The sequence below is a fragment of the Sphingobacterium spiritivorum genome (assembly GCF_016724845.1).
Classification (GTDB): domain Bacteria; phylum Bacteroidota; class Bacteroidia; order Sphingobacteriales; family Sphingobacteriaceae; genus Sphingobacterium; species Sphingobacterium spiritivorum_A.
In genome coordinates, this window is record NZ_CP068082.1 from 978,841 (window position 1) to 1,002,243 (window position 23,403).

Below are 23,403 nucleotides of genomic sequence, written 5' to 3' on the forward strand. Positions count from 1 at the left end.
GATCTTGCTTTTTGTCACTACAATATGATTTATTCCTGGTGACAATTTCTTTGGAATGAGAATTACAGGCATATGACTGCGCTGGGATTAAGAATAACCCAAATACGCATATAATCATTAAAATGTTAATCCTTTTTAACATACAAAAATCAAAATACGTTACAAAGATAATGGTATAATTCGAATTATTTTTGCTTTAGTTCAGGCATTTATTACTGTACCATATTGAAATTAGTATCATCTGCTGTTCGCGATGAATTAATAGAATATACTTCAATTTAAATTTTAGCGTGTAGGATATAAAAGAAACTATTCTTTTTTTTCATGCAAATGCTGTAATTCAGGATCATTGTTAATCCGCTCCGTTTCCCTGTTTATAATATGAACAATGTCTGATTTTATCTGACGGTAATTACGCTCAATATCCCGTTTCATATTATCCATTCCATTTTCATCAATAAAAGATAAGATGTTCGGTATCTTCTGATACGCTTTGGTTTCGGCAGCTACCTTTTCATTATCTACAACAATTTCAGCGTGAAATATCTTTTGTTCGATGCGCTCATCGAAGTTGTCAGATACAGAGCCGACAAACAGACCCTGTGTAAGCGTTGAAATTTTGGAAGCAGGGATAAGGCTGTCTAATTGTGTGGATATAGAGGTCGATTTATCGTTACGGTTGATGGTCATGCTCTGGCGTTTCTGCAATACTTTTCCGAAGCGTTCCGAAAGGCTTTTTGCTGTTTCGCCAACCACCTGACCGCTGAAAATATTACCTACCGTATTTTGAATTACTTTGCTTTCCTTATCGCCATAATCTCGGGTTAATTGCGAAAAATCCTGAAAGCCCAAACACACAGCAACCTTATTACTACGGGCAGTGGCTATCAGGTTGTCCAAGCCCCTGAAATATATCGTCGGCAATTCGTCTATGATAACCGAACTCTTTAACTGCCCTTTCTTATTAATGAGTTTGACAATTCTCGAATTGTAGAGTCCTAAAGCTGCGGAGTAAATATTTTGTCTGTCGGGGTTATTACCTACACAAAGTATCTTAGGTTCTTTGGGGTTGTTGATGTCCAATGAAAAATCATCGCCTGTCATTACCCAATACAACTGCGGTGATATCATTCGTGACAAAGGGATTTTAGCCGATGCAATTTGTCCCTGCAACTGGTCTTGTGCTCCGCCTTGCCAAGCATCCATAAATGGTGAAAGATAGTTTTCCAAATCAGGATACGAAGTTAAAATGGTAAATACATCCGAATACTTTTTATTCAGCAATTCAATGGCGTGTGGAAAGGTGCAATACTTACCATTCTCGTAAATTTTTAAAAACCAGATGATAGCCGCTAAAAGAATAATTGGAGATTCGACAAAGAAATCTCCTTGTTTTTGTATCCAGCTTCTGTTGAGGTTCAACATAATCGTGTAAGCGGCTTCGTAAGCATCGGATATGTCAGTCATAAAATCTGGATTGAGCGGATTGCAACGATGGCTCTTGCGTGGATCGTCAAAGTTGATGACGTAGAACTTTGGTTTTATTTCGTACTTATCCTGATGTTTCAATAAATGATTATAAGCAATAGTAGAAAGGTCGTCAAACTTGAAATCGTAGATATACATCGAAAAACCTTTTTCAATTTGTTGCTTGATATAATTGTTAACGACGGCATACGATTTACCAGAACCCGGAGTCCCCAAAACAATCGTTGCTCTGAAAGGATTTACGATATTGATCCAGCCCTTGTGTTCCTTTTTATTGTACCAAAATTTAGTAGGCAGGTTTACGGAATATTCATTTTCCATCAATTTGGTTTCCTGCATAAAACTTTCGTTCTCCATATTGAAAACATCATCCATCAGGTTGTTTTTCAATAACCTGCTTATCCAAACCCCAGCCATCAGCAAAGCAATATAACCTAGTCCGATAGTCAGTATATAAAAGAATGTGCCAATGATGGGCGACAACTTTAACAGTGGTGTATTCAGAAAGAACAGCAAAAAACCAATTCCCAAAGCCACGTAAATCTTTGACCAGGTTATCTTCTCGTTCTTCACGCCTTTGGTTCCCAAACAGCTTAAAGCCAATAACACGATTGCAAATACTTTGGTATATAAAGTATGCGAAAACAAACCGGCTGTTCGGTCAAAATTCCCTAATATTTTATTGATTACTTCTAGTGTCCAGCCACGTTCCATAAAGAAACCATAACAAAACCAATAAAGATGCATCAGTACTAATAGAATACTAACTGCTCTCATAAAAGCCATTATTTTGGCTAAACCTCTTAAATCGTCTTCTCCTTGCATTATTTTTAATTTTAATGTTCGGGCGTGAATTTAAAGACTATAAAGATTGGCTTTGGAAAAGTGGTAGTGGATGGCGGTGAGTGGCAGGGTTCGGCTGGGTCATAAGAGGTATAGCTTCTATACCCCTTTTATATAGTAATATTTATAGGTAGTAAAATAAAAATACTTTAGTTATATCGACCTTCTTTTGTTTTATACCCGTTAGCAACATTTTTTGTTTTGCTGAATAGGTGGACAAGGAACATTTCCATAACTACAATAAACACAACAGTCGCCTTGCTTTGGTTTAAGAACATGTTTGCACTTTTCACATTCGTAAAAATATTGGCAAGCATCTGTCGGCATTGTTTCTTCTTTCTTGTGTCCGCAGTTGGGGCAAGTGATTATTGATTGCAATTTGATTTCCATTTTAATTTTAATTTTTCGCGGTTACAGAATACCCTGTTGAGTTTATTGCTTTTTCAATTTCAGAAATATTTGTTTTCGAGTTGTCAAACTCTACGATTGTATTTCCATTTTCATAAGAAGCTTTTAGATTGACAATCCCTATCAATTTATTCACTTCGTGATTTATGTGTTCTTCACAACTTGCACAAGTCATTCCGCTAATCGTAAATTCTACTTTTTCAATATTGGATTTGTCCACTATTATGATTTGCTTTTCTGTCTTTGGGTAGAAAACACTTGAATAATATGGAAAAGCAAGCATTACTATTGCAAATGATGTTACAATTCCTAAAAACGTTTTCGACTGAATGAATTTTGGTTTTTCTGCTGTTTCACAATTGCAATCAATTTGCTTTTTAGGCTTTAACTTTTGATACCAAGCAAAACCAAGAACCAAAATTGTCAAACCGATAAAATACGGTCTGAAAGATTCAAGCCAAGAAAAAGTGGAGGCAAGTCCGCTTGTTCCTGCAATGAGAGCCAAAACTGGTGTAACGCAACAAAGTGAAGCTGCAATTGCAGTCAAAAGTCCTGCGCCGATAAGTTTGTTGTTTGTTTTCATATTGCTTCTATGACTTTGTTTTCATCAAGTATTTTAAAAAACGGTTTTAGCAATTTTTCATATTCCTTGGTCAATGAATAAAAAATAGTTTGGGCCTCCCTGTCTGTTTCTACTAGATTACGGTCTTTAAGTTTTCGTAAATGTTGTGAAACTGCCGAGATTGTCATTCCAAGAACGTCGCTTATATCGCAAACACAAAGTCGTTTTTCTTCGTAAAGTAGGAAGAGAATTTTAAGTCTTACGGTATTTCCTGCCAATTCAAGCCCATTCGATAAATAATCAAACGAATCGTTAAGCTCTAAAACCCGGTCTTTACAGCGGTTTATTTGTTCAATGTCTGCTTGTTGACGTATACAAGAATTATTACCCATAGTGCAAATATAGTTAATTCGTTTATTTAAGCAAATGCTAAAATACAATTTAACAAATCGTTTTAAAAGCAGATTTTAATTCCAAAAGATGACTTACTATAGTCTTCTTTTCTTTTTCTTCATCCTATTAGCAAAATCCTGTTCCTCGTAATCTTCCCTCTGTGCTTCAGGTATGAGCAAACCTCCAAAGGCTTCTATCAAACCGTCTTCGTGTTTTTCAGTATTTAAGAAGTCGAACAAATGATGTGGTTCTTCCGCAGGTAAATCCTCCGTATCAGTTGGTTTGGACAATTTTGGTAGGGGTGCAACTGGCTCTTTAATCTCCGCTTTGATATTATTGTTCCAATAATCATTAAAGGTATTGGCAGAAAGTTCTTTTGCCAATCGTGAACCGTTCCAAACGCTTTTAGAGTTGTGGTCAATGAACGACATACCGTAAATTCGTCCGGTATCGTTTCTGCGTATCACTACATTGATACCTTGCTCGCCTAACTGTTTTTTAAAGCTCAATTCGTCAACCGTTGATTGCAGGGCAATGGTAACGGCTGATTTTAAAGTCTGTTTGGTTGCGGTATCTTTCAGGGTTGTTTTGCATTTCGCAAAATGCAATTCCAAAGCCGGAAGCCCTGCGTTCTTTCCGAAAAACGAAGCCTTGAACGGATGTCCTGCTTTTTCGCCTTTCTCATTCAATGGAATGTACAATAAACCCTGCTGTGCCTTTCCGTGTAATTCTCCCTCCACTTTCTCGGTGGTAATATTGAACAGGGAAAGCAAAGCATTGTATTCTCCCAAAGTTTGGTATTGATAATAGTTCGGCAAGTGGCGAATGACCGAAGCAATCTGACTTTTTATATCACTTGCCCGATAATCCACCGGACGAAAAACCTTATCATTGTGATTACGTTCTTTGTCCGTTGCGGGTATCAGACCGTGTTTTCTTTCCAGTTCACGGCATACACTCATAGACCGCATTTTCTCAAAACTATCCGAAATTTTCACGCCCTGTTCGTCCACGCAGACCGATACGATATGGATATGACTACGGTCAATATCGGTATGTTTGAAGACCACAAAAGGCTGTTCGCCGTAACCCATTTCACGCATATATTCTTCCGCCATTTCCCTAAACTTATCATCATCTACATTATCCTTGGGATCAGGATTGAGCGAAATATGCAACGTATGTTTCTCGGTATTGCGGTTGGCGATGAGATAAGGAGCAAAAGATTGGGCTAATTGTGCTACGGAATAATGTCCGTTAGCAGTTTCAATTATCTTATTGGCGAACAAAATTTGTCCATTTTCGTTCTCCACTTTGAGCTGATTATATGCCAAGGCTCCGTATAAATTTGCGCTTCTACCAATTTTCGCAATCATTTCTGCTGTTATTTTTTCAGATATTTTACATCAAATTCTTCCGTTATCTGGACAATTTCTTTAAACAAGGCGGTCATTTCAGCCGTATGTTTTTCCAATTTATAGAGATATGCTGCTGCCTTTTTCTCCGAAAAGTTCTTATACAATAGCTTTACGACCTGATTATAATTCACGCCAATAGATCGAAATTGACTGTGAAACGAAGTCAATCGCATATAAAAATCAATTGTTCCTTTGTCTATTTTAACAGATTTTATCGTCTTATCGAAGATGCAAGAGGTTATAAAATGTGCCTTAACCTGCATACCGGACTTTTCAAATAAGTCAAGAAAACGGGCATGCTCTTCCTCATTAAAGGAAATCGTGTACCGGATTTTAGCGGGATCGTTTTTTAGAGGACGCCCGCCCTTTTTTAACTGCTTTCTGCTGTTTTCATTCATCACTAATCCATTTTTAATTCATACAAAACGCCGACTTCGGAGGACGTTTTCTGCCCCTGGCAGGGCAAGTTGTTTTGAGCATCGGAAATCTTTTCGAGATGCTCAAAACACAACTTGCCGTGTTCTTTCGAACACAAAAATCCGCCCTGCGGGACGGATTAAATATAACAGGAAAAAACAGCTTGATGCTGTTCACTGTTACTTCCGATTTGTCTAAAAAGGCTTTGCATAAATCTGTTGTTAAAATTCATTTCACAAAGTAAAGCCTTGCTTTTAAGAGTGTTGCAATACAACACCCAGCCAAACAATGCCTTTGGATGCCAAACACTGCCACACAACAAATAGCGGATAAATCATTCGCTTTATTTGCCCTACAGTTTTAATACAGGTAGTAAAAAAAAGAAACAGGGAATGAAAGAAATTGGGTTTGCATAAAGACAATTTGCAATAAAAGCATAAGGTTTTAAAAGTATAAAAATGTAAAAGCATAAAAGCGGTAAAGCATTTTACCTTTTATAAAGTTTACAAACTACCCAAACACATTATTTACCCTACTGAAAAGAAAGCATAAAGCTGTACAGAAAAGTTCCCGACAAACAAGGCAGAAATACAGAAATGAGGGAGTATTCAAAAATGTAAAAAAAGTAAATAAAGTGTATAACAATAAAACTTTAAGACATGGAAACAGGAAAAGAATCTTTAAAAATTAGCTTTTCAACACCTAAAGGTGGTGTTGGAAAATCAACGATGACAGCACTTCTCGCCAGTGCTTTACATTACCGCTTGGGATTTAATGTGCTGGTAATGGACTGCGACTTTCCGCAACACAGCTTAGCCAATATGAGAGAACGGGATTTGAAGACGATTATGCAAAACGATTACCATAAAAGGGCGGCAATGAAACTGTACCAAAGCATTAATAAAAAAGCATATCCAATTATCAGTTGCAAGGCGGAAACCGCATTGTCAAAAGCACTGGAATATGTAGAACAATCCTCAATAGATCCTGATATCATCTTTTTCGACCTTCCGGGAACTGCCAATACAAAAGGAGTGCTTACTACATTAAGGACAATGGATTTTATTTTTTCTCCAATCACTGCCGACCGTTTGGTTATGGAAAGTACGTTGAGCTTTACCAAAGCATTCATCGGACTGCCAGAAACCGATGAGCGGAATAAAGAACAAAAAATGTGGCTGTTCTGGAACCAAGTGGACGGTCGGGAAAAGACAGGAATATACGAAGCATACCAAAGTGTTATTAATGAACTTGATTTATCTGTAATGAGTTCACGAATAATGGACAGTAAGCGCTTTAGAAAAGAAACAGACGACACACCAAACAGTGTATTCCGTTCCAGTCTGCTGCCTGCGGACCCCCTGCTAATGAAAACAACCCGATTGGATCTATTTGTAAAAGAGTTTTTAAAAATTATCAATCTATAAAATCGTTTAGTATGTCCTCAGATAAAAGAAGAAAAGACTTTGAAAAACCTGATGTTGATGAAGAAATGATAATGAATATTATGAGTGGAAATCAAACTTCTACCATACCCGAAACGCATCAAAAACAGGAAATACAAAAAGAAATAAAACCAAGAGAAAAAACACGAAGCAGTCCGACAAAAAAAGTGGATTATGAAGAGACATTTTTGGTCAATCGTTTTCCATCTGGTCGAAGCGGAAAGGTAGTTTATATCCGTCCAGAATATCACGAAAGACTGCTACGTATTGTGCAACTGACAAGGGAAGAAAAGACCACTTTGTACTCGTACATCGACAATATTCTTGAACATCATTTTAAGGAATTTGGCGATGATATTACAGAATATTTTAACGAACGCTTTAAACCTATTATATAATGAAAAAAGCAAAACAAAAATCGAAAAAAGTTTTACAGACAACCGAATACAAAACTACATTTCTTACACCAACAGATTTTTTGGCTCGGAATGGAAAAACAGTGTATATAAACAAAGAGTTTCATCACAAACTTACCCAACTTGTATTTATGGTCGGTGGCGGTAAACTGACACTTTCAGATTACCTACACAATCTGCTACAACATCATTTTGATGATTTCGGGGTGGAAATGAGAGAAGTTTATAACAATTTTGACAAAGAAATTTTTTAGCTATGGAAATAATAATTGTGATTTGTCTGCTGATAGGCATTGCCCTGCTTTTGCAGGACAAGATTGTCAATAAAAAGAAACAGGAGCAAAAGCCGAAACAAAAAAAAGTCAATCCCAATCTACCCGATATAATGGGGCAGCCAAAGTCTGTAAGAAGCCAATCCCTGCCAAACAGTGCCAATGAAAGCCAAATAACGGAAGAAGAAGCGGTACCTGATAATTTAGACATTGAATACGACGACAATGAAACCGTCGACGTTCAAATTCCGCAGGAAGAACTGGATGATGCTTTCAGTAATATATCTGATTTTGAAGAAGAGGAAGAAGAATGGAACAGGTACGGAACATTTGGTGGCGATAATGGTTTTGCTCAAGGGGTTACCTTTGAAGAACTTAGCTCCATAGGGGTATTGCTCCAAAAAGAAAAATTGGAACAGGCTCAAAAGGAAACAGCGAAAGCCATAGTTCAGAAAATGCAGGGAACCGAATTATTTAGCCTACTGGAAAATTCCATTGAAGGTGCTTCCCAAAAAATTGCCAAACTTTTGGATAGGACACTCACCTCTGAAACGGAAGCCAGTTCTTCCACTTTGCGGAAAAGTGATTTAGAGAATTTTGATATTGGGGAGTTTGTATAAGCAAGCTCCTCTTTTTTTTATTACCAAGTTCAATTTCTCGCTATTGGATTGAAAAAATCAATATCTTTGCACGATATGCAATTTTTATGAGTAAAAAAGCAATTAATAGATTAAAAGTGGTACTTGCTGAAAAGAATGTGAGTAGTAAATGGTTAGCGGAGCAGCTTGGCAAAAATGAGGCTACTATCTCACGGTGGTGTACAAATGAAGTTCAACCGCCTATAAAGACATTTGTTAAAATTGCTGAAAAACTTAATGTAAAACTAACATCTCTATTAAATGACTAACAACGCAATAAAAGTACCATTTAAAGTTTCTGCTAGAACCGCAAAGCTAATTGGATTAGAGAACTTTTCAACCGAAGAGGGTGCGGTTATTGAGTTGGTTAAAAATACATATGATGCTGATGCAAAAAACTGCATCATAATTTTTGACTTAAAAAAGAAAAAAGTCAAAGAAAAAAATAAAAAAGGAGAAGAAGTCGAAGTAGAAAAATTTGACAAGGAGAATAGTAGCATTTATATTTTTGATAATGGTGTCGGAATGAACGATAAAATTATTCAAAACCAATGGATGACTATAGGTACAGATAATAAACTTTATGAGCATACTACAGAAGGAGGAAGAGTAAAAACTGGGGCAAAAGGTATTGGTCGTTTTGCTCTCAACAGATTAGGTATGTTAACATCTATGACTTCTCTTCCGAACTTATTGGAAGTAATAGATGAAGAGAGTAGCGAAATTGAAAAAGATTCAGAAGAAGAGCCAAAAACCAAATTAATCGAAAACATTACAAATACAAGCTTTGATTGGACAGTTGATTGGAAAGACTTCGATAAAAAAGGTGCTACAGTTTCTGATGTTGAAGCGGTTTTGTCTGCTAAGGATAATTTAAATCTTAAACAGGAGTTTTTAAAGAGATTTTCCTCTTATCCTAAAATCAAAAAACTATTAGAACAGATCGATTTTAAATCGGGTACAGTAATTGAAATTACCGAACTCAATGATGAATGGAATGAAGATAAGTTAAGCAAGTTATTCGGAAATCTAGAAATGTTGCTTCCACCAGAAGAGCAAAATGATTTTAACATTGATTTATTCTTATTGAATAACCTGCAGGAATTTGGGAATGTAAAACGAGCATATTATGATGATTATGATTATAAGATCAATGCCTCATATTGCCAAGATGATGGTAAAACACTAAAGGTAGAAATTTATCGTAGTGAACTAGATTTAGATGCTTTAGAGAAAAAATATCCAGAAGTATTTGAATTTGATTTGATGAAAAAATCTCCGTATCGACTTGAAGATTTCAAAAATGAGAAAATCGAACTTAATATCCCTATAGAAAAATTAACGTCAGAAGAAGTAGATAAAAACTTATTGGAAAGAATAGGAAAATTTGATTTTACATTTTACTTCTTGAAAAATACCATTTCAGATGATAAGGAAGATGGGGATTTAAAGAAATACCCATACAATAGTATAAATAGCGCCAATAGGAAATCTTGGTTAAAAAAATTTGGTGGTATTAAAATATTCAGAGATGATTTTCGAATAAGGCCTTATGGAGAAAATGGTGATGATTGGCTAAGGTTGGGTGAACGTCAGGCTCAAAGCCCAGGAGGTGCAGGACAAAGATTAGGTGGATATAGAATTAGACCTAATCAGATAGCCGGGACTATTAAAATTTCGAGGCTTCATAATTCAAGTTTTCAAGACAAATCTGGACGAGAGGGTTTGATTGAGAATGATGAATTTGAATTATTCAAAAATATCATACGCGAAATAATATCCTTATTTGAAAGGGATAGAAATGTAATAATGTACAGTCTCTCAGAATTACATAAAATAAAAAATGAGGAAGCAGAAAAACTAAGAGAAGGAAAAGAAGAGGCGGAAAAATTTAAAAATCAAGATGAAAATGGTGATGGTAACACAAAAACTAACTTTTCTGATGGAACAGATTATTCTGGATCAGCAAAAAAGCTAGCAGACGCTTTTGTGATACTCGAAAAAGAAAACGAAAAGAAAGATGATGAAATTAGATTATTAAGAAGTTTAGCCAGCGTAGGTTTAATTGTTTCTTCTTTTGCCCACGAATTGCATAATTTGAAGAATAGACTTGTTCCAAGAACCAAATTTTTGGAAGAAGAAATGAGTAAGCATATTGATAAAAATTTATTTGAAGGAAAACCAAAGTATGAAAATCCCTATTATATGCTGGATTTGATTAAGCAAGAAGATTTAAAACTTCAACATTGGTTAGTATATTCTCTAAATACTTTAAAAAGAGATAAGAGAGAACGAAAAAATGTTAATTTAAATAAGTATTTTGAAGACTTTAGATCTATTTGGCAAAATTCTTTAACGGATAGAAAAATCACATTTGAATTTAGAGGAGATGCTACAGACCAATGCGTAATTAGAGCGTTTGAAATTGATTTAGATTGTATTTTCAATAACTTATTATCTAATGCTCTTAATGCTCTTAAGGGGTTTAGTGATATCGAAAAGAAAATTTCAATTTCTTGTCAAAATGTAAATGACAACATCGAAATACTCTTTTCAGATAATGGTAAAGGACTCGATAATAAATATAAAGATAATCCTGAACAGATCTTTGATTTATTTGAATCTTCGAAGGTTGACCAATATGGTAATGTTATCGGAACAGGACTTGGTTTATCAATAGTTCAAACAATAATATCCGAATACAGCAATTCGACAATTAAAATAATTGAATCCTCTAAAGGATTAAGTTTTAAAATAACTTTTAAAGTAAGAAAATGAGCTACCGATTAGCCTATATAGATGAGCAAGAAGCTTCATTAAGTAACTTCTATAGTCATTTTAAGAATGACTATGAATTAACTATGATTAAAGTCGAGGAAACCTCAACAATTGAAGCAATTTTGAAAGAATGTTTTGATAATGAAGTAGATGCAATAGTAACAGATTATAAATTAGAGGAAGAAGGAAATGTCAATTTTAATGGAGATAAATTGTTTAATACAATTAAGACAAAATATCCTCATTTTCCGGTAATAATGTTGACTTCTTGGGAACCAGAGGCAATTGACCATATGGAAAATGTTCATTTGATTTACAACAAGGATATTCTTAATGGTGAAAATGGAGATGAGTTTAAAGTATTTAACTCAAAGATCATTTCTAACATAAAAAACTATTACAAAAAGATAGAATATACCGATTCAAGAATAGCGGAATTAGTTGATAAAAGAGACAATGCTGAGTTGGATTTGGTTGAAGAAGAGGAATTAACAAAATTGTATATGCTCTATGATGAATTACATCCGGATGGCAAAGAAATTCCAACTAATCTAATACAAAAAGGAGCTATTACGCAACTGAACGATTTCGTTAATGAAGCTAAAGAAATACTTGAGGAATTAAAAAAGATTAATAAAAAGTAAGAGATGAGCTTCAGAGAAATTGGCAAAATTCCTTCACGGAGAAATATTACTACTGCTGTAAAACATTATAGTGCCCATAGAGCAGATTTAACTGTAGATTTTAAAGAAAGATGTGGTTATTGTAATGATGTACATTTTTATAGGACAGCTTCTTTTGAAATAGATCATTTTATTCCAAGGATAAAAAATAAAAAGCCTTTTCTAACCATTAAAACAGAAACTGATTATTCTAATTTGATTTATGCCTGTAAATCGTGTAATAATGCAAAGAGCAATAAATGGCCAACAAATGATGAGAACATTTGTAACCATAACAATCAAGGATTTATTGATCCTTGTGAGGTAGATTATGACGATCAGTTTGAAAGGTTACCAAATGGTCAAATTAAAGCCTTAACTGATCTCGGCAAATGGATGCGAAAAGAATTAAAATTAGATAAACCGCAACACGAAATTATTTATAACCTTGAACAGTTGGATATAATAATTGATCAGTTAGAAGAGGATCTGAAAAATTTAGAGGATATTGGTTTATATAAACGCATTACAGCTCTTTTATTAAGATACAGAGTATATGTAAAACAATTGGGAACTATATAATGAAAGAAGCTACAAAATATTTAAGTCAAAAATGTAACACAGATCCCTGGTTTGTGGATAGGCTTATTATTTCTGCATTTCTGTACATAAACCAGATACAATTAATTAATAATAGGCTGTTATTAGAATATTGTATTCGTGAAAATGATGAAGATTTTGAAAACTTGATTGGGTTTATTGAAACAATAAACGACATAAAGAATGAATTTGTTATAGAAGATTTAATCGAACTTTTTGAATTCGTTATTTCACCTTCAGATAGAATTATTAACGGAGCGATATATACACCTTCTGAAATAAGAGATTACATTGTACGGCAAACATTCAGAAATAATGCAAATATTCTTAACGAAGTTACTATAGCGGATATTTCGTGTGGCTGTTCCGGATTTCTATATACCGCATCTAAAGAGCTAAAAAGAAAAACAAGAAATACCTATCAGCATATTTTTCAAAATCAGATTTTTGGCTTAGACATTCAGGAATATTCTGTTACTCGGAGTAAACTGCTATTGAGTTTATTGGCATTGTCAGATGGAGAGGATGTGGAAGAATTTCATTTTAATTTACATCGTGGAGACGCTTTGCTTTTTAGTTGGGAAGAGCATTATCCAAACTTTGAGGGATTTCAAATCCTTGTGGGAAATCCGCCTTATGTTTCCGCTCGTAATCTTGATGAGGAGGCAAAAGAAAATGTAAAACTTTGGGAAGTTTGTACAACCGGAAACCCAGATTTATATATTCCTTTCTTTCAAATCGGTTATGAGAATCTTGCAGAAAATGGTATTCTTGGATATATCACAATGAACACTTTTTTCAAAAGTCTAAACGGGAGAGCTTTAAGAAGTTATTTTGAAAGGAATAATATTTCTATTAAAATTATTGATTTTGGAACCCAGCAAATTTTTAAATCCAAAAGTACATATACCTGTATTTGTTTTTTAGAAAATACTGGTAGAAACTATATTGAATATCATAAGTCAATAGATAAAGAATTACCAACGAATAGAAATCAATACAGTAGGATTAATTACACAAGTCTTGATGCAAGAAAAGGTTGGAATCTAAATGACAACGAAATTATTTCTAGGATTGAAGCTATAGGAACACCTTTTGGTGAAAGATACAGAACCAGACACGGTATTGCAACACTAAGAAACGACCTGTATATTTTTAAGCCAGTAAAAGAAGATGATGAATTTTATTATCTTCAAAATGGAAGTTTATATCCTATAGAAAAAGGAATATGCAAAGATATATTAAACTCAAATAAATTGAGTAGGAGTATTGATTTTGAAGCAGTAAAAGAAAAGGTTTTATTTCCTTACAATGATGACGTAAAACCTAAAGCTCTGGAAGAATATGTTTTAAAAAATAGATATCCCAATGCCTATAAATACCTAAAAAAGAAAAAAGATGAATTAGCTAAAAGAGATAAGGGCAAAGGGCAGTATGAAAAATGGTTTGCCTTTGGAAGGACTCAATCTTTAGAAAAAGTTGGGAACAAATTGTTTTTTCCGAAATTTTCAGATAAAATTCCAAATTATTTAATTAGTAATGATGATGATTTATTATTTTACAATGGTCAGGCAATTATTGGGCATTCAGAACATGAAATGCTATTAATTAAAAAAATTTTAGAATCTCGGTTGTTTTGGTATTATATCAAAACAACAAGTAAACCTTATTCATCAGCATATTATTCATTAAACGGAACGTATATCAAAAATTTTGGTATACCTGATTTTACTGAAAAAGATATTGACTTTTTAATTAATGAACCTGACCAAAGTAATATTGATTCTTTCTTAGAAGATTATTATAATATCAAATTATAGATATACAGACTTTAAAATACACTAAAAGTCAAACGCCAAGCATTTATTATGCTTGGCGTTTTTTGTATCTAATTAAATATCTAAATGCCATTCACCGCCAAACAATTCCTTTGACTGCCACATTCTTATACTGCCTTGATTTCTGAAACACTTTTGTTCCGAAAGTCCGCAAGGTGCGGAAAAACGATAACAAATTAATGTGTTTCAATTATGAAAAAACAAAGAAAAAAAGTTTTGCTGACAGCCGTAGTTATGCTGTCAGGAATTGGTGCGTTTGCGCAGGGAAACGGTACGGCAGGTATCAACGAAGCTACCCAAATGGTAACGTCGTATTTCGATCCCGCAACCCAATTAATTTACGCCATCGGTGCCGTCGTAGGACTAATCGGAGGTGTTAAGGTGTATAATAAATTCAGCTCTGGTGATCCTGACACTTCCAAAACGGCAGCTTCGTGGTTTGGTGCCTGTATCTTCTTGATTGTTGCTGCTACTATTCTACGTTCCTTCTTCCTTTAATTCCATGCCTTATGAATTACAATATCAACAAAGGCATTGGCAGAACGGTAGAGTTTAAAGGGCTGAAAGCACAATACTTGTTCATTTTTGCGGGTGGTCTGCTCGGTACACTTATCCTCGTGATGATACTGTATATGGCTGGTGTAAGCAATTACGTTTGCCTGTTCGTTGGTGCTGGTGGTGCTTCGCTCATCATTTGGCAAACCTTTTCGCTGAACCGAAAATATGGAGAACACGGATTGATGAAAGTTGGTGCAAGAAAAAGACATCCACGATACATTATCTGTCGCAAGCCTGTTCACCGCTATTTAAAATTCACTCCTAAACAAAATGCCGTATGAGAAATGTAGCGAAAACCACCACATTAGAAAGTAAATTTCCATTGTTGGCAGTAGAGAACAATTGCATCCTTTCCAAAGATGCAGACATTACCGTCTGTTTTGAAGTTCGATTGCCAGAACTGTTCACAGTAGCATCAGCAGAATACGAAGTCATACATTCAGCTTGGCACAAGGCGATTAAAACCCTTCCAGATTTTACGGTCATCCACAAACAAGACTGGTACATCAAAGAAAGTTATACGCCTGATTTAGCAACCGAAAATCACAGCTTCTTATCGAAATCCTATCAGCGTCATTTTAATGAGCGACCATTTCTGAACCATTATTGCTACCTGTTTCTGACCAAGACAACGAAAAACAGAATGCGAATGCAGAGTAACTTCAGTTCGCTATGCAAAGGTGCCTTGATCCCAAAGGAAATTAACAAGGAAACGATCCATCGTTTTATGGAAGCGGTTGCTCAGTTTGAACGTATTGTAAATGATAGTGGATTTGTAAGCTTACGAAGATTAAGCGAAGACGACATCATCGGAACAAATGAAAAACAGGGATTATTGGAACAATATATGACACTTTCACGAGAAGTCGGAACACCGATGCAGGACATTGGCTTGGGAGCTGAGGAAGTACGTGTCGGTAACAAAAGATTATCCTTACACACGCTTTCCGATACAGACGACCTACCTGCAACAGTATCAGCAGATACACGCTTTGAAAAACTATCTACAGACCGAAGCGATTGCCGTTTGTCCTTTGCTGCGCCTGTGGGTTTGCTGTTAAGCTGCAACCACATCTACAACCAGTATTTGTTTTTGGATAACAGCGAAGACAACCTACAAAAGTTCGAAAAGTCTGCAAGGAATATGCACTCGTTGGCAAGATACAGCCGTGCCAACCAGATCAACAAAGAGTGGATTGAAAAGTATTTGAATGAAGCCCACAGTTTTGGACTGTCTTCGATCAGAGCACATTTCAATATTATGGCATGGTCGGAAGATCCTGCGGAACTGAAACGGCTAAAGAACGATTGCGGTAGTGCATTGGCATTGATGGAATGCAAACCCCGTCATAACACCACAGACGTAGCCACTTTGTATTGGGCAGGAATGCCCGGCAATGCAGGGGATTTTCCAAGTGAAGAAAGCTTTTACACCTTTATTGAACCTGCATTATGCTTCTTTGCGGAAGAAACCAACTACCACAATTCACCATCGCCCTTCGGAATAAAAATGGCTGATCGTTTGACTGGAAAACCCATTCATTTGGATATTTCTGATTTGCCGATGAAACGGGGTATTATCACAAATCGGAACAAATTCATTTTGGGGCCATCGGGTTCGGGTAAATCATTCTTCACAAACCATATGGTTAGGCAGTATTACGAACAGGGTGCTCACGTATTGCTGGTAGATACGGGGAACTCATATCAAGGTTTATGTGAATTGATTAAGGGAAAAACCAAAGGTGAAGACGGTGTTTACTTCACATATACTGAAGATAATCCGATTGCTTTTAATCCTTTCTATACCGATGATGGTGTATTTGATATTGAGAAGCGTGAAAGTATCAAAACTTTGATACTGACACTTTGGAAACGTGATGATGAACCGCCAACTCGCTCTGAAGAAGTAGCATTGTCTAATGCCGTTTCGGGTTACATCGAACACATCAAAACGGATGATTTTTATCCTTCGTTCAATGGTTTCTACGAATATGTAAAAGGTGATTACCGCAAGGTTTTAGAAGAAAAACAAGTAAGAGAAAAGGATTTTGATATTGCCAATTTCCTAAACGTGTTAGAACCTTATTACAAAGGAGGCGAATACGATTATCTCTTAAACTCTGACAAACAATTAGACCTGCTTTCCAAACGCTTTATTGTGTTTGAGATTGATGCAATCAAAGACCACAAAGTCCTCTTTCCGATTGTGACCATCATTATTATGGAAGTCTTCATCAACAAGATGCGCCGATTGAAGGGTGTCCGCAAGCTGATTTTAATTGAAGAAGCCTGGAAAGCAATTGCCAAAGAAGGTATGGCGGAATACATAAAATATCTTTTCAAAACGGTTAGAAAGTTCTTTGGAGAAGCCATTGTCGTAACTCAAGAGGTTGACGACATCATTCAATCGCCCATTGTAAAGGAAAGTATCATCAACAATTCCGATTGCAAGATACTCTTAGACCAGCGCAAGTATATGAATAAGTTTGATGATATACAGGCAATGCTAGGACTTACGGATAAAGAGAAAGGACAAGTGCTTTCTATCAATATGAACAACGATGCCAACCGCTTGTACAAAGAGGTTTGGATTGGTTTAGGTGGTACACACTCGGCAGTTTACGCCACCGAAGTGAGTTTGGAGGAATATTTAGCCTATACCACGGAAGAAACCGAAAAAATGGAAGTGATGCAACTCGCATCGGAACTCGATGGGAACGTCGAACTCGCTATCAAGCATATTGCTATGCAAAGACGCGATAATGCAAATCAATAATTATTAATCATTTAAAATTTTAAAAAAATGAAAAAGATTCTTTTTATGGTGTGTACGGCATTGATGCTTGCCGTAGCACCGTCTGCAAAAGCACAATTTGTCGTAACCGATCCAGCAAATCTGGCTTCGGGTATTCTTAATTCTGCTAATGAAATCGTCCAAACTTCTTCCACGGTAAGTAATGTGGTGAAGAATTTTAAAGAAGTTGAAAAAGTCTATAAGCAAGGGAAAGAGTATTACGACAAGCTGAAAGCCATCAACAATTTGGTAAAAGATGCTCGTAAAGTACAGCAGACTGTTTTGTTGGCAGGTGATGTTTCTGAAATGTACGTACAGAATTTTAGTAAAATGATGAACGATCCCAATTTCACTCCACAGGAATTAGTCGCTATCGGCAATGGCTATTCTGCCTTATTAAATGAAAGTACCGAACTGTTGAAAGAATTAAAGCAAATCGTAACCTCATCGAGTCTTTCACTGAACGACAAAGAACGCATGGACATCATTGACCGCGTGTATAAAGAAGTAAAAGACTACCATAGTTTGGTTCGCTATTATACCAACAAGAACATTTCAGTAAGCTACCTGAGAGCGAAAAAGAAAAGCGATGCCAAAAGAGTGCTTGATCTCTATGGAACTTCTAATCAAAAATACTGGTAACAATGGAATGGAATAATCTTCATGAAGTTTTGCGCTCGCTATACGATGATATGATGCCGCTTGCAGGCGACATGGCAGCAGTAGCAAAAGGTCTGGCAGGATTGGGAGCCTTGTTCTATGTAGCATTAAAGGTTTGGCAGGCGTTAAGCCGTGCCGAGCCTATTGATGTGTTTCCACTCTTACGTCCGTTCGCTTTAGGACTTTGTATTATGTTTTTTCCAACTATTGTACTGGGAACCATTAATGGGGTGCTAAGTCCTGTAGTTACGGGAACACATAATATCCTCGAAGACCAGGTGCTTGATTTGAATAAACTTCAACAACAGAAAGACCAATTGGAATATGAGGCAATGGTTCGAAATCCTGAAACCGCCTTTATGGTATCCGATGAGGAATTTGATAAAAAATTGGAAGAATTAGGTTGGTCGCCCTCCGACATTGGAACAATGGCAGGAATGTATATGGACAAAGGTGCCTATCAAATCGAAAAAGCTATAAAAGACTGGTTCCGCAATCTATTGGAAATACTCTTTCAGGCAGCGGCATTGGTCATTGATACCATACGTACTTTTTTTCTGATCGTACTTTCCATACTCGGGCCAATTGCTTTTGCTATATCCGTCTGGGATGGTTTTCAATCCACCCTTACCCAATGGCTTACAAGGTACGTTAGTGTTTACCTCTGGCTTCCTGTTTCGGATTTATTCAGCTCTATGTTAGCAAGGATACAATCGCTGATATTGGAAAAAGACATTGAGATGTTATCCGACCCAAATTACATCCCTGATACCTCAAATACGGTGTACATCATTTTTATGATTATCGGTATTGTGGGATACTTTACCATACCAACGGTAACGGGATGGATTATTCAGGCAGGTGGCGCAGGAAACTTTACTCGAAATGTAAACTCAACGGCTATAAAAGCTGGAAACATTGCCGGAGCTGGTGCAGGTTCAACTGTTGGGAATATCGGTGGAAAATTAATGGGAAAATAAACAATCAAATCATTTAAAAAATGGAATTTAAAACGCTAAGAAATATCGAAAATAGCTTTAAGCAGATAAGATTATATGCCATTGCATTTGCGGTTCTCTGCATCAGCGTGGTGGGATATGCCGTGTGGCAGTCCTACCGCTTTGCCGAAGAACAACGCCAAAAAGTATATGTATTGGATAACGGCAAATCATTGATGTTGGCTTTATCGCAAGATGCCGGTATCAACCGACCGGTTGAAGCAAGAGAACACGTTCGTCGTTTTCACGAACTGTTCTTTACGCTTGCCCCGGACAAAAATGCTATTGAAAGCAATATGAAACGGGCGTTTCACCTCGCCGACAAAAGTGCATTTGATTACTACAAAGACCTTTCGGAAAAGGGCTATTACAACCGCATCATATCGGGTAATGTGCAACAGCGCATCGAGGTGGACAGTGTAATCTGCAATTTTGATAGCCATCCGTATTCAGTACGAACCTATGCCAAACAGTTTATCATACGGTCAAGCAATGTAACCCGCCGTAACCTGATTACATCCTGTTATCTCGTTAATTCTGTTCGGTCAGACAATAATCCACAAGGATTCAATATTGAAAAATTTGCCGTCGTGGAAAACAAAGACATCGAAGTTATAGAACGCTAAATACAGAAATAATGAAACACTTACTTGATTTAGACACATTCGCCAAAACGTTAACGGATAAAGGGTATGACGGTTATTTCCAAACAGAAGCGTCTTATGCCGGCAAGCTCAAAGATAGCATCAGCAGATTTTTGGAGGCTTGTAATAACGGAACTGACAAACCGATGTTGCCTAACATCATGATGCTGAAAACCTATCTGGAATGGAATGCCTATGATAGGCCAAAGGTTGAATGCAATATGTGGGTAAAGTATGAAAACGGTCTATTCGATGTACAGAAAATGAATATTGAAAGAATAGATCAGTACGGGCAACTATTGAAACAATCAAAATTAACAGATCTATCTGCCAATTCGGTTCCAACGAAAAAAGAAGCCATAGTACAAGTGTCCGAAAAGCCCAAAGAGCAGTTATCTAACCAAAACAGGCGGTTCAGAATGCGATAACCGATAATCATTAAGGTATGAAAAAATTAAGAGCAACTATAGACCGATACTTTGATCAATTGGACAAGTGTTGGCAGGCATTGCCTTTACGCAAACAACACCAATATATGCTGTACTTCTTTGTGGGCTACCTACTGCTTACAGTAGTTGTCATCGGTAAAGTCATATACGATACAGGAGCATCTGAAAACGATATGCACATCAAGCATATCGAAAACCCTGTCCTTAAAAATAAAACGCCTGCAAAGTTGCAGGATAGTATATCAACAATTCTAAAAAATCAGATTTATGAACGAAAATGAAAACAAAAAATCGGTTGTTCGGATAACTGAGGGAAGTCCGAAAGAAACCGCTGATGTGTTGCAAAATGACACACAGACTAATAAAGAAAAGCTAAAAAAGCCTTTAATATTCGGTTTAATGGCGATGGTTTTTGCAGGTTGCATGTACCTCATCTTTAAACCGTTCGAAGACAAAAAAGAGCTGGAAAACATTGGGTTGAATGATGCTGTTCCTCAAGCTACCGGAGCAGGAATGCCCGACGACAAAGGGAAAGCTTACGAACTGGAAATGCTAGAACAAAAAGATCAAGAAAAACGCAATGCGCTGACAACGCTATCCGATTATTGGAGTGAGGATAATTCTTCCGCAAACAGCGAGGTTGCTTTTGAAGAGGAAAATGAAGAAAATAGTTTTGGCGGTAACGATAATTCGAGACGCTTTGGCAACTCCAATTTAAACAGTTATCGAAATTCACAAAATGCTTTGGGTTCATTTTATAGCAACGATAATTCGGAAACAATGGAATTACGCAGACAGCTGGATGAACTGAAAGAACAATTAGCCGACCGAGATATTCCAAAACCAACTACAGTGGACGACCAACTCGCCTTAATGGAAAAATCTTATCAAATGGCAGCTAAATATCTTCCGCAAAATACAGGTTCTGGAACTAATTTTCCAGTCAATGGTAATGCTCCCGTAGCTACAACAGTCAGCCAAACCAACCAAAAGGAACATTTTGTATCGTTCACTTCCGCAAGAAAAAACACTGTATCGGCGCTATATCGTGAGCCTACCGACAGTGCGTTTACAGCCGATTGGAGCCAAACCAAAAACCGTGGGTTTTACACGGCTGGTGCTACAGAACAAGTGGTACAACCCAAAAACAGCATCAAAGCTAGCGTACACGAAACGCAAACAATTGTTGGCGAAGCTGGTGTGCGTTTACGATTGATGGAAGCAGCCCAAACACCACAGCGTACCATACCGAAAGGAACAATAGTAATAGCCAACGGTAAGTTTGAAGGTGGACGATTGCAGTTGAAAATCACTTCGGTAGAATTGGAGGGTAATATCATTCCAGTAGATATAACCATCTACGATCTGGACGGGCAAAAAGGGCTAAACGTACCGTATTCACCTGAAATGAATGCGCTTACCGAAATGGCAGGCAATATGAGCCAGTCTTCGGGAAGCAGTATTATGATGACGCAATCTGCCGGACAACAAGTTGCAGCAGACCTCAGCCGTGGTGTAGTACAGGGTATTTCGGGTTATTTCGCTAAAAAAGTTCGTACACCAAAAGTAACCCTAAAAGCAGGACATCAGGTATTCTTGGTATCTAAAAAATAATGTTGAACTCAAATATTAAAACAATGAATAATCTTTTAAAATCAATTTGTGCATTTGCCTTAACGATGGGCTTTGCTATAAGCTCTTTTGCACAGGACAGCATCAGAATACCACTTGCATTGGGCAAGATTGAACCTTACAAAATGGAAGTAACCTACGATAAAACTTCTCATTTGATTTTCCCAACCGCCATTCGTTACGTGGATTTAGGCAGTGAATACCTGATTGCTGGTAAAGCCGAAGATGCTGAAAATGTATTGCGTATAAAAGCTTCGGTAAAGGACTTTGAACAGGAAACCAACTTTTCTGTAATTACCAACGACGGGCGTTTTTACAACTTCAATGTGTATTACAGTTCGTATCCCGAAGCAATGAGCTATGACTTGCAGACCATGCAAAAAGCAGTAGATAGAGCCAATGGTAACGATGTTCTTTTTGAAGAATTGGGTCACAACTCTCCTTCGCTGGCAGGTTTATTATTGGAAACCATTTACAAAAAAGACAAACGTATCGTAAAACATATCGGTGCCAAAAGTTTCGGTATTCAGTTTATTCTGAAAGGCATTTACATCCACAGCGGAAAATACTATTTCCATACCGAATTACGCAACAGTACCAATGTACCTTTCGGGATTGATTTTATCAATTTCAAAGTGGTGGATAAAAAAGTCGCCAAGCGAACCGTGGTACAGGAACATCCATTAACGCCCTTACGAACATACAAACCATTGAATGAAATTATTGGGAAAACTACCGAACAAAACGTGTTCCTGTTAGACCAGTTTACCATTGCCGACGACAAGGTGTTGTTGATTGAAATCTACGAGAAAAACGGAGGCAGACATCAAACCTTGCAGGTCGAAAATTCCGACTTAATCCAAGCTCGTTTGATTAACGATATGCACCTAAAATTTTAATAACTTTTTAAAGTAATCAGAATGGAAAAGTATATCTATACCGTGATGCTCCTTGTAATGGGCATCTCGGTTACACAGGCACAAAGGATGCTGCCCAAGCAAAAAGGCTTGGAAATAAGCACAGGTGTATTGTCTAATGATAAAATCGGAAACGATTATTACGTCAGTACAGCCATGACCATAAACAGTAAAAATGGTAATTATCAGCTTTGGGCGCTGGAATATACCCATCGATACCACGACTACAAAGACCTGCGCATCCCACAGGAAACTTATACAGCCGAAGGCGGTTACAGTTTCTTCCTGCTGGGTGATGCACGCAAGAACGTTACCCTAAATTTAGGCATAACAGGCGTATTTGGCTACGAAACCATTAACCGTAGCGAAGTGATGTTATACGATGGTGCGGAGATACTAAGTCAAGATAATTTTATCTATGGTGGTGGCAGTCGATTAACTTTTGAAACGTATCTGTCTGACCGTTTTGTACTGGTTCTACAAGGACGTACAAAGATAGTATGGGGTACTGATCTGCAACAGTTCCGACCGTCGGCAGGTGTGGGATTAAGGTTTAATTTTTAAAACGTA

26 protein-coding genes are annotated in these 23,403 nt (G+C 36.7%); 20 read left to right on the top strand and 6 right to left on the bottom strand.

Features of this window, described 5'->3' with window-relative positions; translation table 11 throughout:
* Window positions 1-309 precede the first annotated feature (309 nt).
* The 6 genes from mobC to mobA all read right to left on the bottom strand — a co-directional run bounded on the left by mobC (window position 310) and on the right by mobA (window position 5,510).
* On the bottom strand, window positions 310-2,313 hold the full coding sequence (gene mobC / locus I6J03_RS04030; RefSeq protein WP_002993205.1) for a conjugal transfer protein MobC: 2,004 nt from the start codon (window positions 2,311-2,313) through the stop codon (window positions 310-312).
* A gap of 201 nt (window positions 2,314-2,514) precedes the next feature.
* Window positions 2,515-2,721, bottom strand: coding sequence for a GDCCVxC domain-containing (seleno)protein (locus I6J03_RS22825; protein WP_002993202.1), 207 nt, complete (start codon window positions 2,719-2,721; stop codon window positions 2,515-2,517).
* Window positions 2,722-2,728: 7 nt separating this feature from the next.
* On the bottom strand, window positions 2,729-3,322 hold the full coding sequence (gene merTP, locus I6J03_RS04035) for a mercuric transport protein MerTP (RefSeq protein ID WP_002993200.1): 594 nt from the start codon (window positions 3,320-3,322) through the stop codon (window positions 2,729-2,731).
* Complete coding sequence (locus tag I6J03_RS04040) at window positions 3,319-3,693, bottom strand: ArsR/SmtB family transcription factor (protein ID WP_002993197.1); 375 nt, start codon at window positions 3,691-3,693, stop codon at window positions 3,319-3,321. Before I6J03_RS04040 ends, merTP begins: the two co-directional genes overlap by 4 nt.
* 96 nt (window positions 3,694-3,789) lie before the next feature.
* Window positions 3,790-5,070, bottom strand: coding sequence for a conjugal transfer protein MobB (mobB, locus tag I6J03_RS04045; RefSeq protein WP_003010044.1), 1,281 nt, complete (start codon window positions 5,068-5,070; stop codon window positions 3,790-3,792).
* 8 nt (window positions 5,071-5,078) lie between these two features.
* A complete protein-coding gene (gene mobA / locus I6J03_RS04050) occupies window positions 5,079-5,510 on the bottom strand; it encodes a conjugal transfer protein MobA (protein WP_002993194.1) in 432 nt (143 codons plus the stop codon).
* 678 nt (window positions 5,511-6,188) lie between these two features.
* Here mobA and I6J03_RS04055 point away from each other — a divergent pair.
* From I6J03_RS04055 to I6J03_RS04150, 20 genes are all read left to right on the top strand, one after another.
* On the top strand, window positions 6,189-6,956 hold the full coding sequence (locus I6J03_RS04055; protein WP_003010038.1) for a ParA family protein: 768 nt from the start codon (window positions 6,189-6,191) through the stop codon (window positions 6,954-6,956).
* Window positions 6,957-6,967: 11 nt separating this feature from the next.
* Window positions 6,968-7,372, top strand: a complete 405-nt coding sequence (locus I6J03_RS04060) for a DUF3408 domain-containing protein (RefSeq protein ID WP_003010036.1) — start codon at window positions 6,968-6,970, stop codon at window positions 7,370-7,372.
* A complete protein-coding gene (locus tag I6J03_RS04065; RefSeq protein WP_003010034.1) occupies window positions 7,372-7,644 on the top strand; it encodes a DUF3408 domain-containing protein in 273 nt (90 codons plus the stop codon). Before I6J03_RS04060 ends, I6J03_RS04065 begins: the two co-directional genes overlap by 1 nt.
* Before the next feature lie 2 nt (window positions 7,645-7,646).
* Entirely contained in the window at window positions 7,647-8,282 is a 636-nt protein-coding gene (locus I6J03_RS04070; RefSeq protein WP_003010032.1) for a hypothetical protein, read from the top strand.
* Window positions 8,283-8,368: 86 nt separating this feature from the next.
* Window positions 8,369-8,569 carry a helix-turn-helix transcriptional regulator gene (locus I6J03_RS04075; protein ID WP_003010031.1) on the top strand — a complete coding sequence of 67 codons (201 nt, stop codon included), beginning with the start codon at window positions 8,369-8,371 and terminating at the stop codon, window positions 8,567-8,569.
* On the top strand, window positions 8,562-11,078 hold the full coding sequence (locus I6J03_RS04080; protein ID WP_201694157.1) for a sensor histidine kinase: 2,517 nt from the start codon (window positions 8,562-8,564) through the stop codon (window positions 11,076-11,078). The genes I6J03_RS04075 and I6J03_RS04080 overlap by 8 nt, the downstream gene beginning before the upstream one ends.
* A complete protein-coding gene (locus I6J03_RS04085) occupies window positions 11,075-11,722 on the top strand; it encodes a response regulator (RefSeq protein WP_003010024.1) in 648 nt (215 codons plus the stop codon). The genes I6J03_RS04080 and I6J03_RS04085 overlap by 4 nt, the downstream gene beginning before the upstream one ends.
* A gap of 3 nt (window positions 11,723-11,725) precedes the next feature.
* Window positions 11,726-12,322, top strand: a complete 597-nt coding sequence (locus tag I6J03_RS04090; protein WP_003010022.1) for an HNH endonuclease signature motif containing protein — start codon at window positions 11,726-11,728, stop codon at window positions 12,320-12,322.
* On the top strand, window positions 12,322-14,160 hold the full coding sequence (locus I6J03_RS04095; RefSeq protein WP_003010020.1) for an Eco57I restriction-modification methylase domain-containing protein: 1,839 nt from the start codon (window positions 12,322-12,324) through the stop codon (window positions 14,158-14,160). The genes I6J03_RS04090 and I6J03_RS04095 overlap by 1 nt, the downstream gene beginning before the upstream one ends.
* A 210-nt stretch (window positions 14,161-14,370) precedes the next feature.
* The gene (locus I6J03_RS04100; protein WP_003010018.1) at window positions 14,371-14,676 is read left to right on the top strand and encodes a DUF4134 domain-containing protein; all 306 of its coding nucleotides are present in this window, start codon (window positions 14,371-14,373) and stop codon (window positions 14,674-14,676) included.
* An 11-nt stretch (window positions 14,677-14,687) separates the two neighbouring features.
* Complete coding sequence (locus I6J03_RS04105) at window positions 14,688-15,017, top strand: DUF4133 domain-containing protein (RefSeq protein WP_003010016.1); 330 nt, start codon at window positions 14,688-14,690, stop codon at window positions 15,015-15,017.
* Window positions 15,014-17,515: a TraG family conjugative transposon ATPase gene (locus I6J03_RS04110; protein ID WP_003010014.1), complete on the top strand. Its 2,502-nt coding sequence runs from the start codon at window positions 15,014-15,016 to the stop codon at window positions 17,513-17,515. The genes I6J03_RS04105 and I6J03_RS04110 overlap by 4 nt, the downstream gene beginning before the upstream one ends.
* Window positions 17,516-17,542: 27 nt before the next feature.
* Window positions 17,543-18,175 (top strand): DUF4141 domain-containing protein, encoded by a 633-nt coding sequence (locus I6J03_RS04115; RefSeq protein ID WP_003010012.1) that lies wholly within the window; start codon window positions 17,543-17,545, stop codon window positions 18,173-18,175.
* A 2-nt stretch (window positions 18,176-18,177) separates the two neighbouring features.
* Entirely contained in the window at window positions 18,178-19,173 is a 996-nt protein-coding gene (gene traJ / locus I6J03_RS04120) for a conjugative transposon protein TraJ (protein ID WP_003010009.1), read from the top strand.
* Between the two features lie 20 nt (window positions 19,174-19,193).
* Window positions 19,194-19,817, top strand: coding sequence for a conjugative transposon protein TraK (traK, locus tag I6J03_RS04125; RefSeq protein WP_003010007.1), 624 nt, complete (start codon window positions 19,194-19,196; stop codon window positions 19,815-19,817).
* Window positions 19,818-19,828: 11 nt separating this feature from the next.
* The gene (locus I6J03_RS04130) at window positions 19,829-20,263 is read left to right on the top strand and encodes a hypothetical protein (protein WP_003010005.1); all 435 of its coding nucleotides are present in this window, start codon (window positions 19,829-19,831) and stop codon (window positions 20,261-20,263) included.
* 17 nt (window positions 20,264-20,280) lie between these two features.
* Window positions 20,281-20,565 (top strand): hypothetical protein, encoded by a 285-nt coding sequence (locus I6J03_RS04135; RefSeq protein ID WP_003010003.1) that lies wholly within the window; start codon window positions 20,281-20,283, stop codon window positions 20,563-20,565.
* Complete coding sequence (traM, locus tag I6J03_RS04140) at window positions 20,552-21,898, top strand: conjugative transposon protein TraM (protein WP_201694158.1); 1,347 nt, start codon at window positions 20,552-20,554, stop codon at window positions 21,896-21,898. The genes I6J03_RS04135 and traM overlap by 14 nt, the downstream gene beginning before the upstream one ends.
* Window positions 21,899-21,921: 23 nt before the next feature.
* The gene (traN, locus tag I6J03_RS04145; protein WP_039990346.1) at window positions 21,922-22,815 is read left to right on the top strand and encodes a conjugative transposon protein TraN; all 894 of its coding nucleotides are present in this window, start codon (window positions 21,922-21,924) and stop codon (window positions 22,813-22,815) included.
* 21 nt (window positions 22,816-22,836) lie between these two features.
* Window positions 22,837-23,397, top strand: a complete 561-nt coding sequence (locus I6J03_RS04150; protein ID WP_003009996.1) for a conjugal transfer protein TraO — start codon at window positions 22,837-22,839, stop codon at window positions 23,395-23,397.
* Window positions 23,398-23,403 lie beyond the last annotated feature (6 nt).

Bases quoted from the DNA above. Each gene is read 5' to 3' on its own strand.
- mobC (WP_002993205.1), bottom strand. From the start codon at position 2,313: ATGCAAGGAGAAGACGATTTAAGAGGTTTAGCCAAAATAATGGCTTTT.
- I6J03_RS22825 (WP_002993202.1), bottom strand. From the start codon at position 2,721: ATGGAAATCAAATTGCAATCAATAATCACTTGCCCCAACTGCGGACAC.
- merTP (WP_002993200.1), bottom strand. From the start codon at position 3,322: ATGAAAACAAACAACAAACTTATCGGCGCAGGACTTTTGACTGCAATT.
- I6J03_RS04040 (WP_002993197.1), bottom strand. From the start codon at position 3,693: ATGGGTAATAATTCTTGTATACGTCAACAAGCAGACATTGAACAAATA.
- mobB (WP_003010044.1), bottom strand. From the start codon at position 5,070: ATGATTGCGAAAATTGGTAGAAGCGCAAATTTATACGGAGCCTTGGCA.
- mobA (WP_002993194.1), bottom strand. From the start codon at position 5,510: ATGAATGAAAACAGCAGAAAGCAGTTAAAAAAGGGCGGGCGTCCTCTA.
- I6J03_RS04055 (WP_003010038.1), top strand. From the start codon at position 6,189: ATGGAAACAGGAAAAGAATCTTTAAAAATTAGCTTTTCAACACCTAAA.
- I6J03_RS04060 (WP_003010036.1), top strand. From the start codon at position 6,968: ATGTCCTCAGATAAAAGAAGAAAAGACTTTGAAAAACCTGATGTTGAT.
- I6J03_RS04065 (WP_003010034.1), top strand. From the start codon at position 7,372: ATGAAAAAAGCAAAACAAAAATCGAAAAAAGTTTTACAGACAACCGAA.
- I6J03_RS04070 (WP_003010032.1), top strand. From the start codon at position 7,647: ATGGAAATAATAATTGTGATTTGTCTGCTGATAGGCATTGCCCTGCTT.
- I6J03_RS04075 (WP_003010031.1), top strand. From the start codon at position 8,369: ATGAGTAAAAAAGCAATTAATAGATTAAAAGTGGTACTTGCTGAAAAG.
- I6J03_RS04080 (WP_201694157.1), top strand. From the start codon at position 8,562: ATGACTAACAACGCAATAAAAGTACCATTTAAAGTTTCTGCTAGAACC.
- I6J03_RS04085 (WP_003010024.1), top strand. From the start codon at position 11,075: ATGAGCTACCGATTAGCCTATATAGATGAGCAAGAAGCTTCATTAAGT.
- I6J03_RS04090 (WP_003010022.1), top strand. From the start codon at position 11,726: ATGAGCTTCAGAGAAATTGGCAAAATTCCTTCACGGAGAAATATTACT.
- I6J03_RS04095 (WP_003010020.1), top strand. From the start codon at position 12,322: ATGAAAGAAGCTACAAAATATTTAAGTCAAAAATGTAACACAGATCCC.
- I6J03_RS04100 (WP_003010018.1), top strand. From the start codon at position 14,371: ATGAAAAAACAAAGAAAAAAAGTTTTGCTGACAGCCGTAGTTATGCTG.
- I6J03_RS04105 (WP_003010016.1), top strand. From the start codon at position 14,688: ATGAATTACAATATCAACAAAGGCATTGGCAGAACGGTAGAGTTTAAA.
- I6J03_RS04110 (WP_003010014.1), top strand. From the start codon at position 15,014: ATGAGAAATGTAGCGAAAACCACCACATTAGAAAGTAAATTTCCATTG.
- I6J03_RS04115 (WP_003010012.1), top strand. From the start codon at position 17,543: ATGAAAAAGATTCTTTTTATGGTGTGTACGGCATTGATGCTTGCCGTA.
- traJ (WP_003010009.1), top strand. From the start codon at position 18,178: ATGGAATGGAATAATCTTCATGAAGTTTTGCGCTCGCTATACGATGAT.
- traK (WP_003010007.1), top strand. From the start codon at position 19,194: ATGGAATTTAAAACGCTAAGAAATATCGAAAATAGCTTTAAGCAGATA.
- I6J03_RS04130 (WP_003010005.1), top strand. From the start codon at position 19,829: ATGAAACACTTACTTGATTTAGACACATTCGCCAAAACGTTAACGGAT.
- I6J03_RS04135 (WP_003010003.1), top strand. From the start codon at position 20,281: ATGAAAAAATTAAGAGCAACTATAGACCGATACTTTGATCAATTGGAC.
- traM (WP_201694158.1), top strand. From the start codon at position 20,552: ATGAACGAAAATGAAAACAAAAAATCGGTTGTTCGGATAACTGAGGGA.
- traN (WP_039990346.1), top strand. From the start codon at position 21,922: ATGAATAATCTTTTAAAATCAATTTGTGCATTTGCCTTAACGATGGGC.
- I6J03_RS04150 (WP_003009996.1), top strand. From the start codon at position 22,837: ATGGAAAAGTATATCTATACCGTGATGCTCCTTGTAATGGGCATCTCG.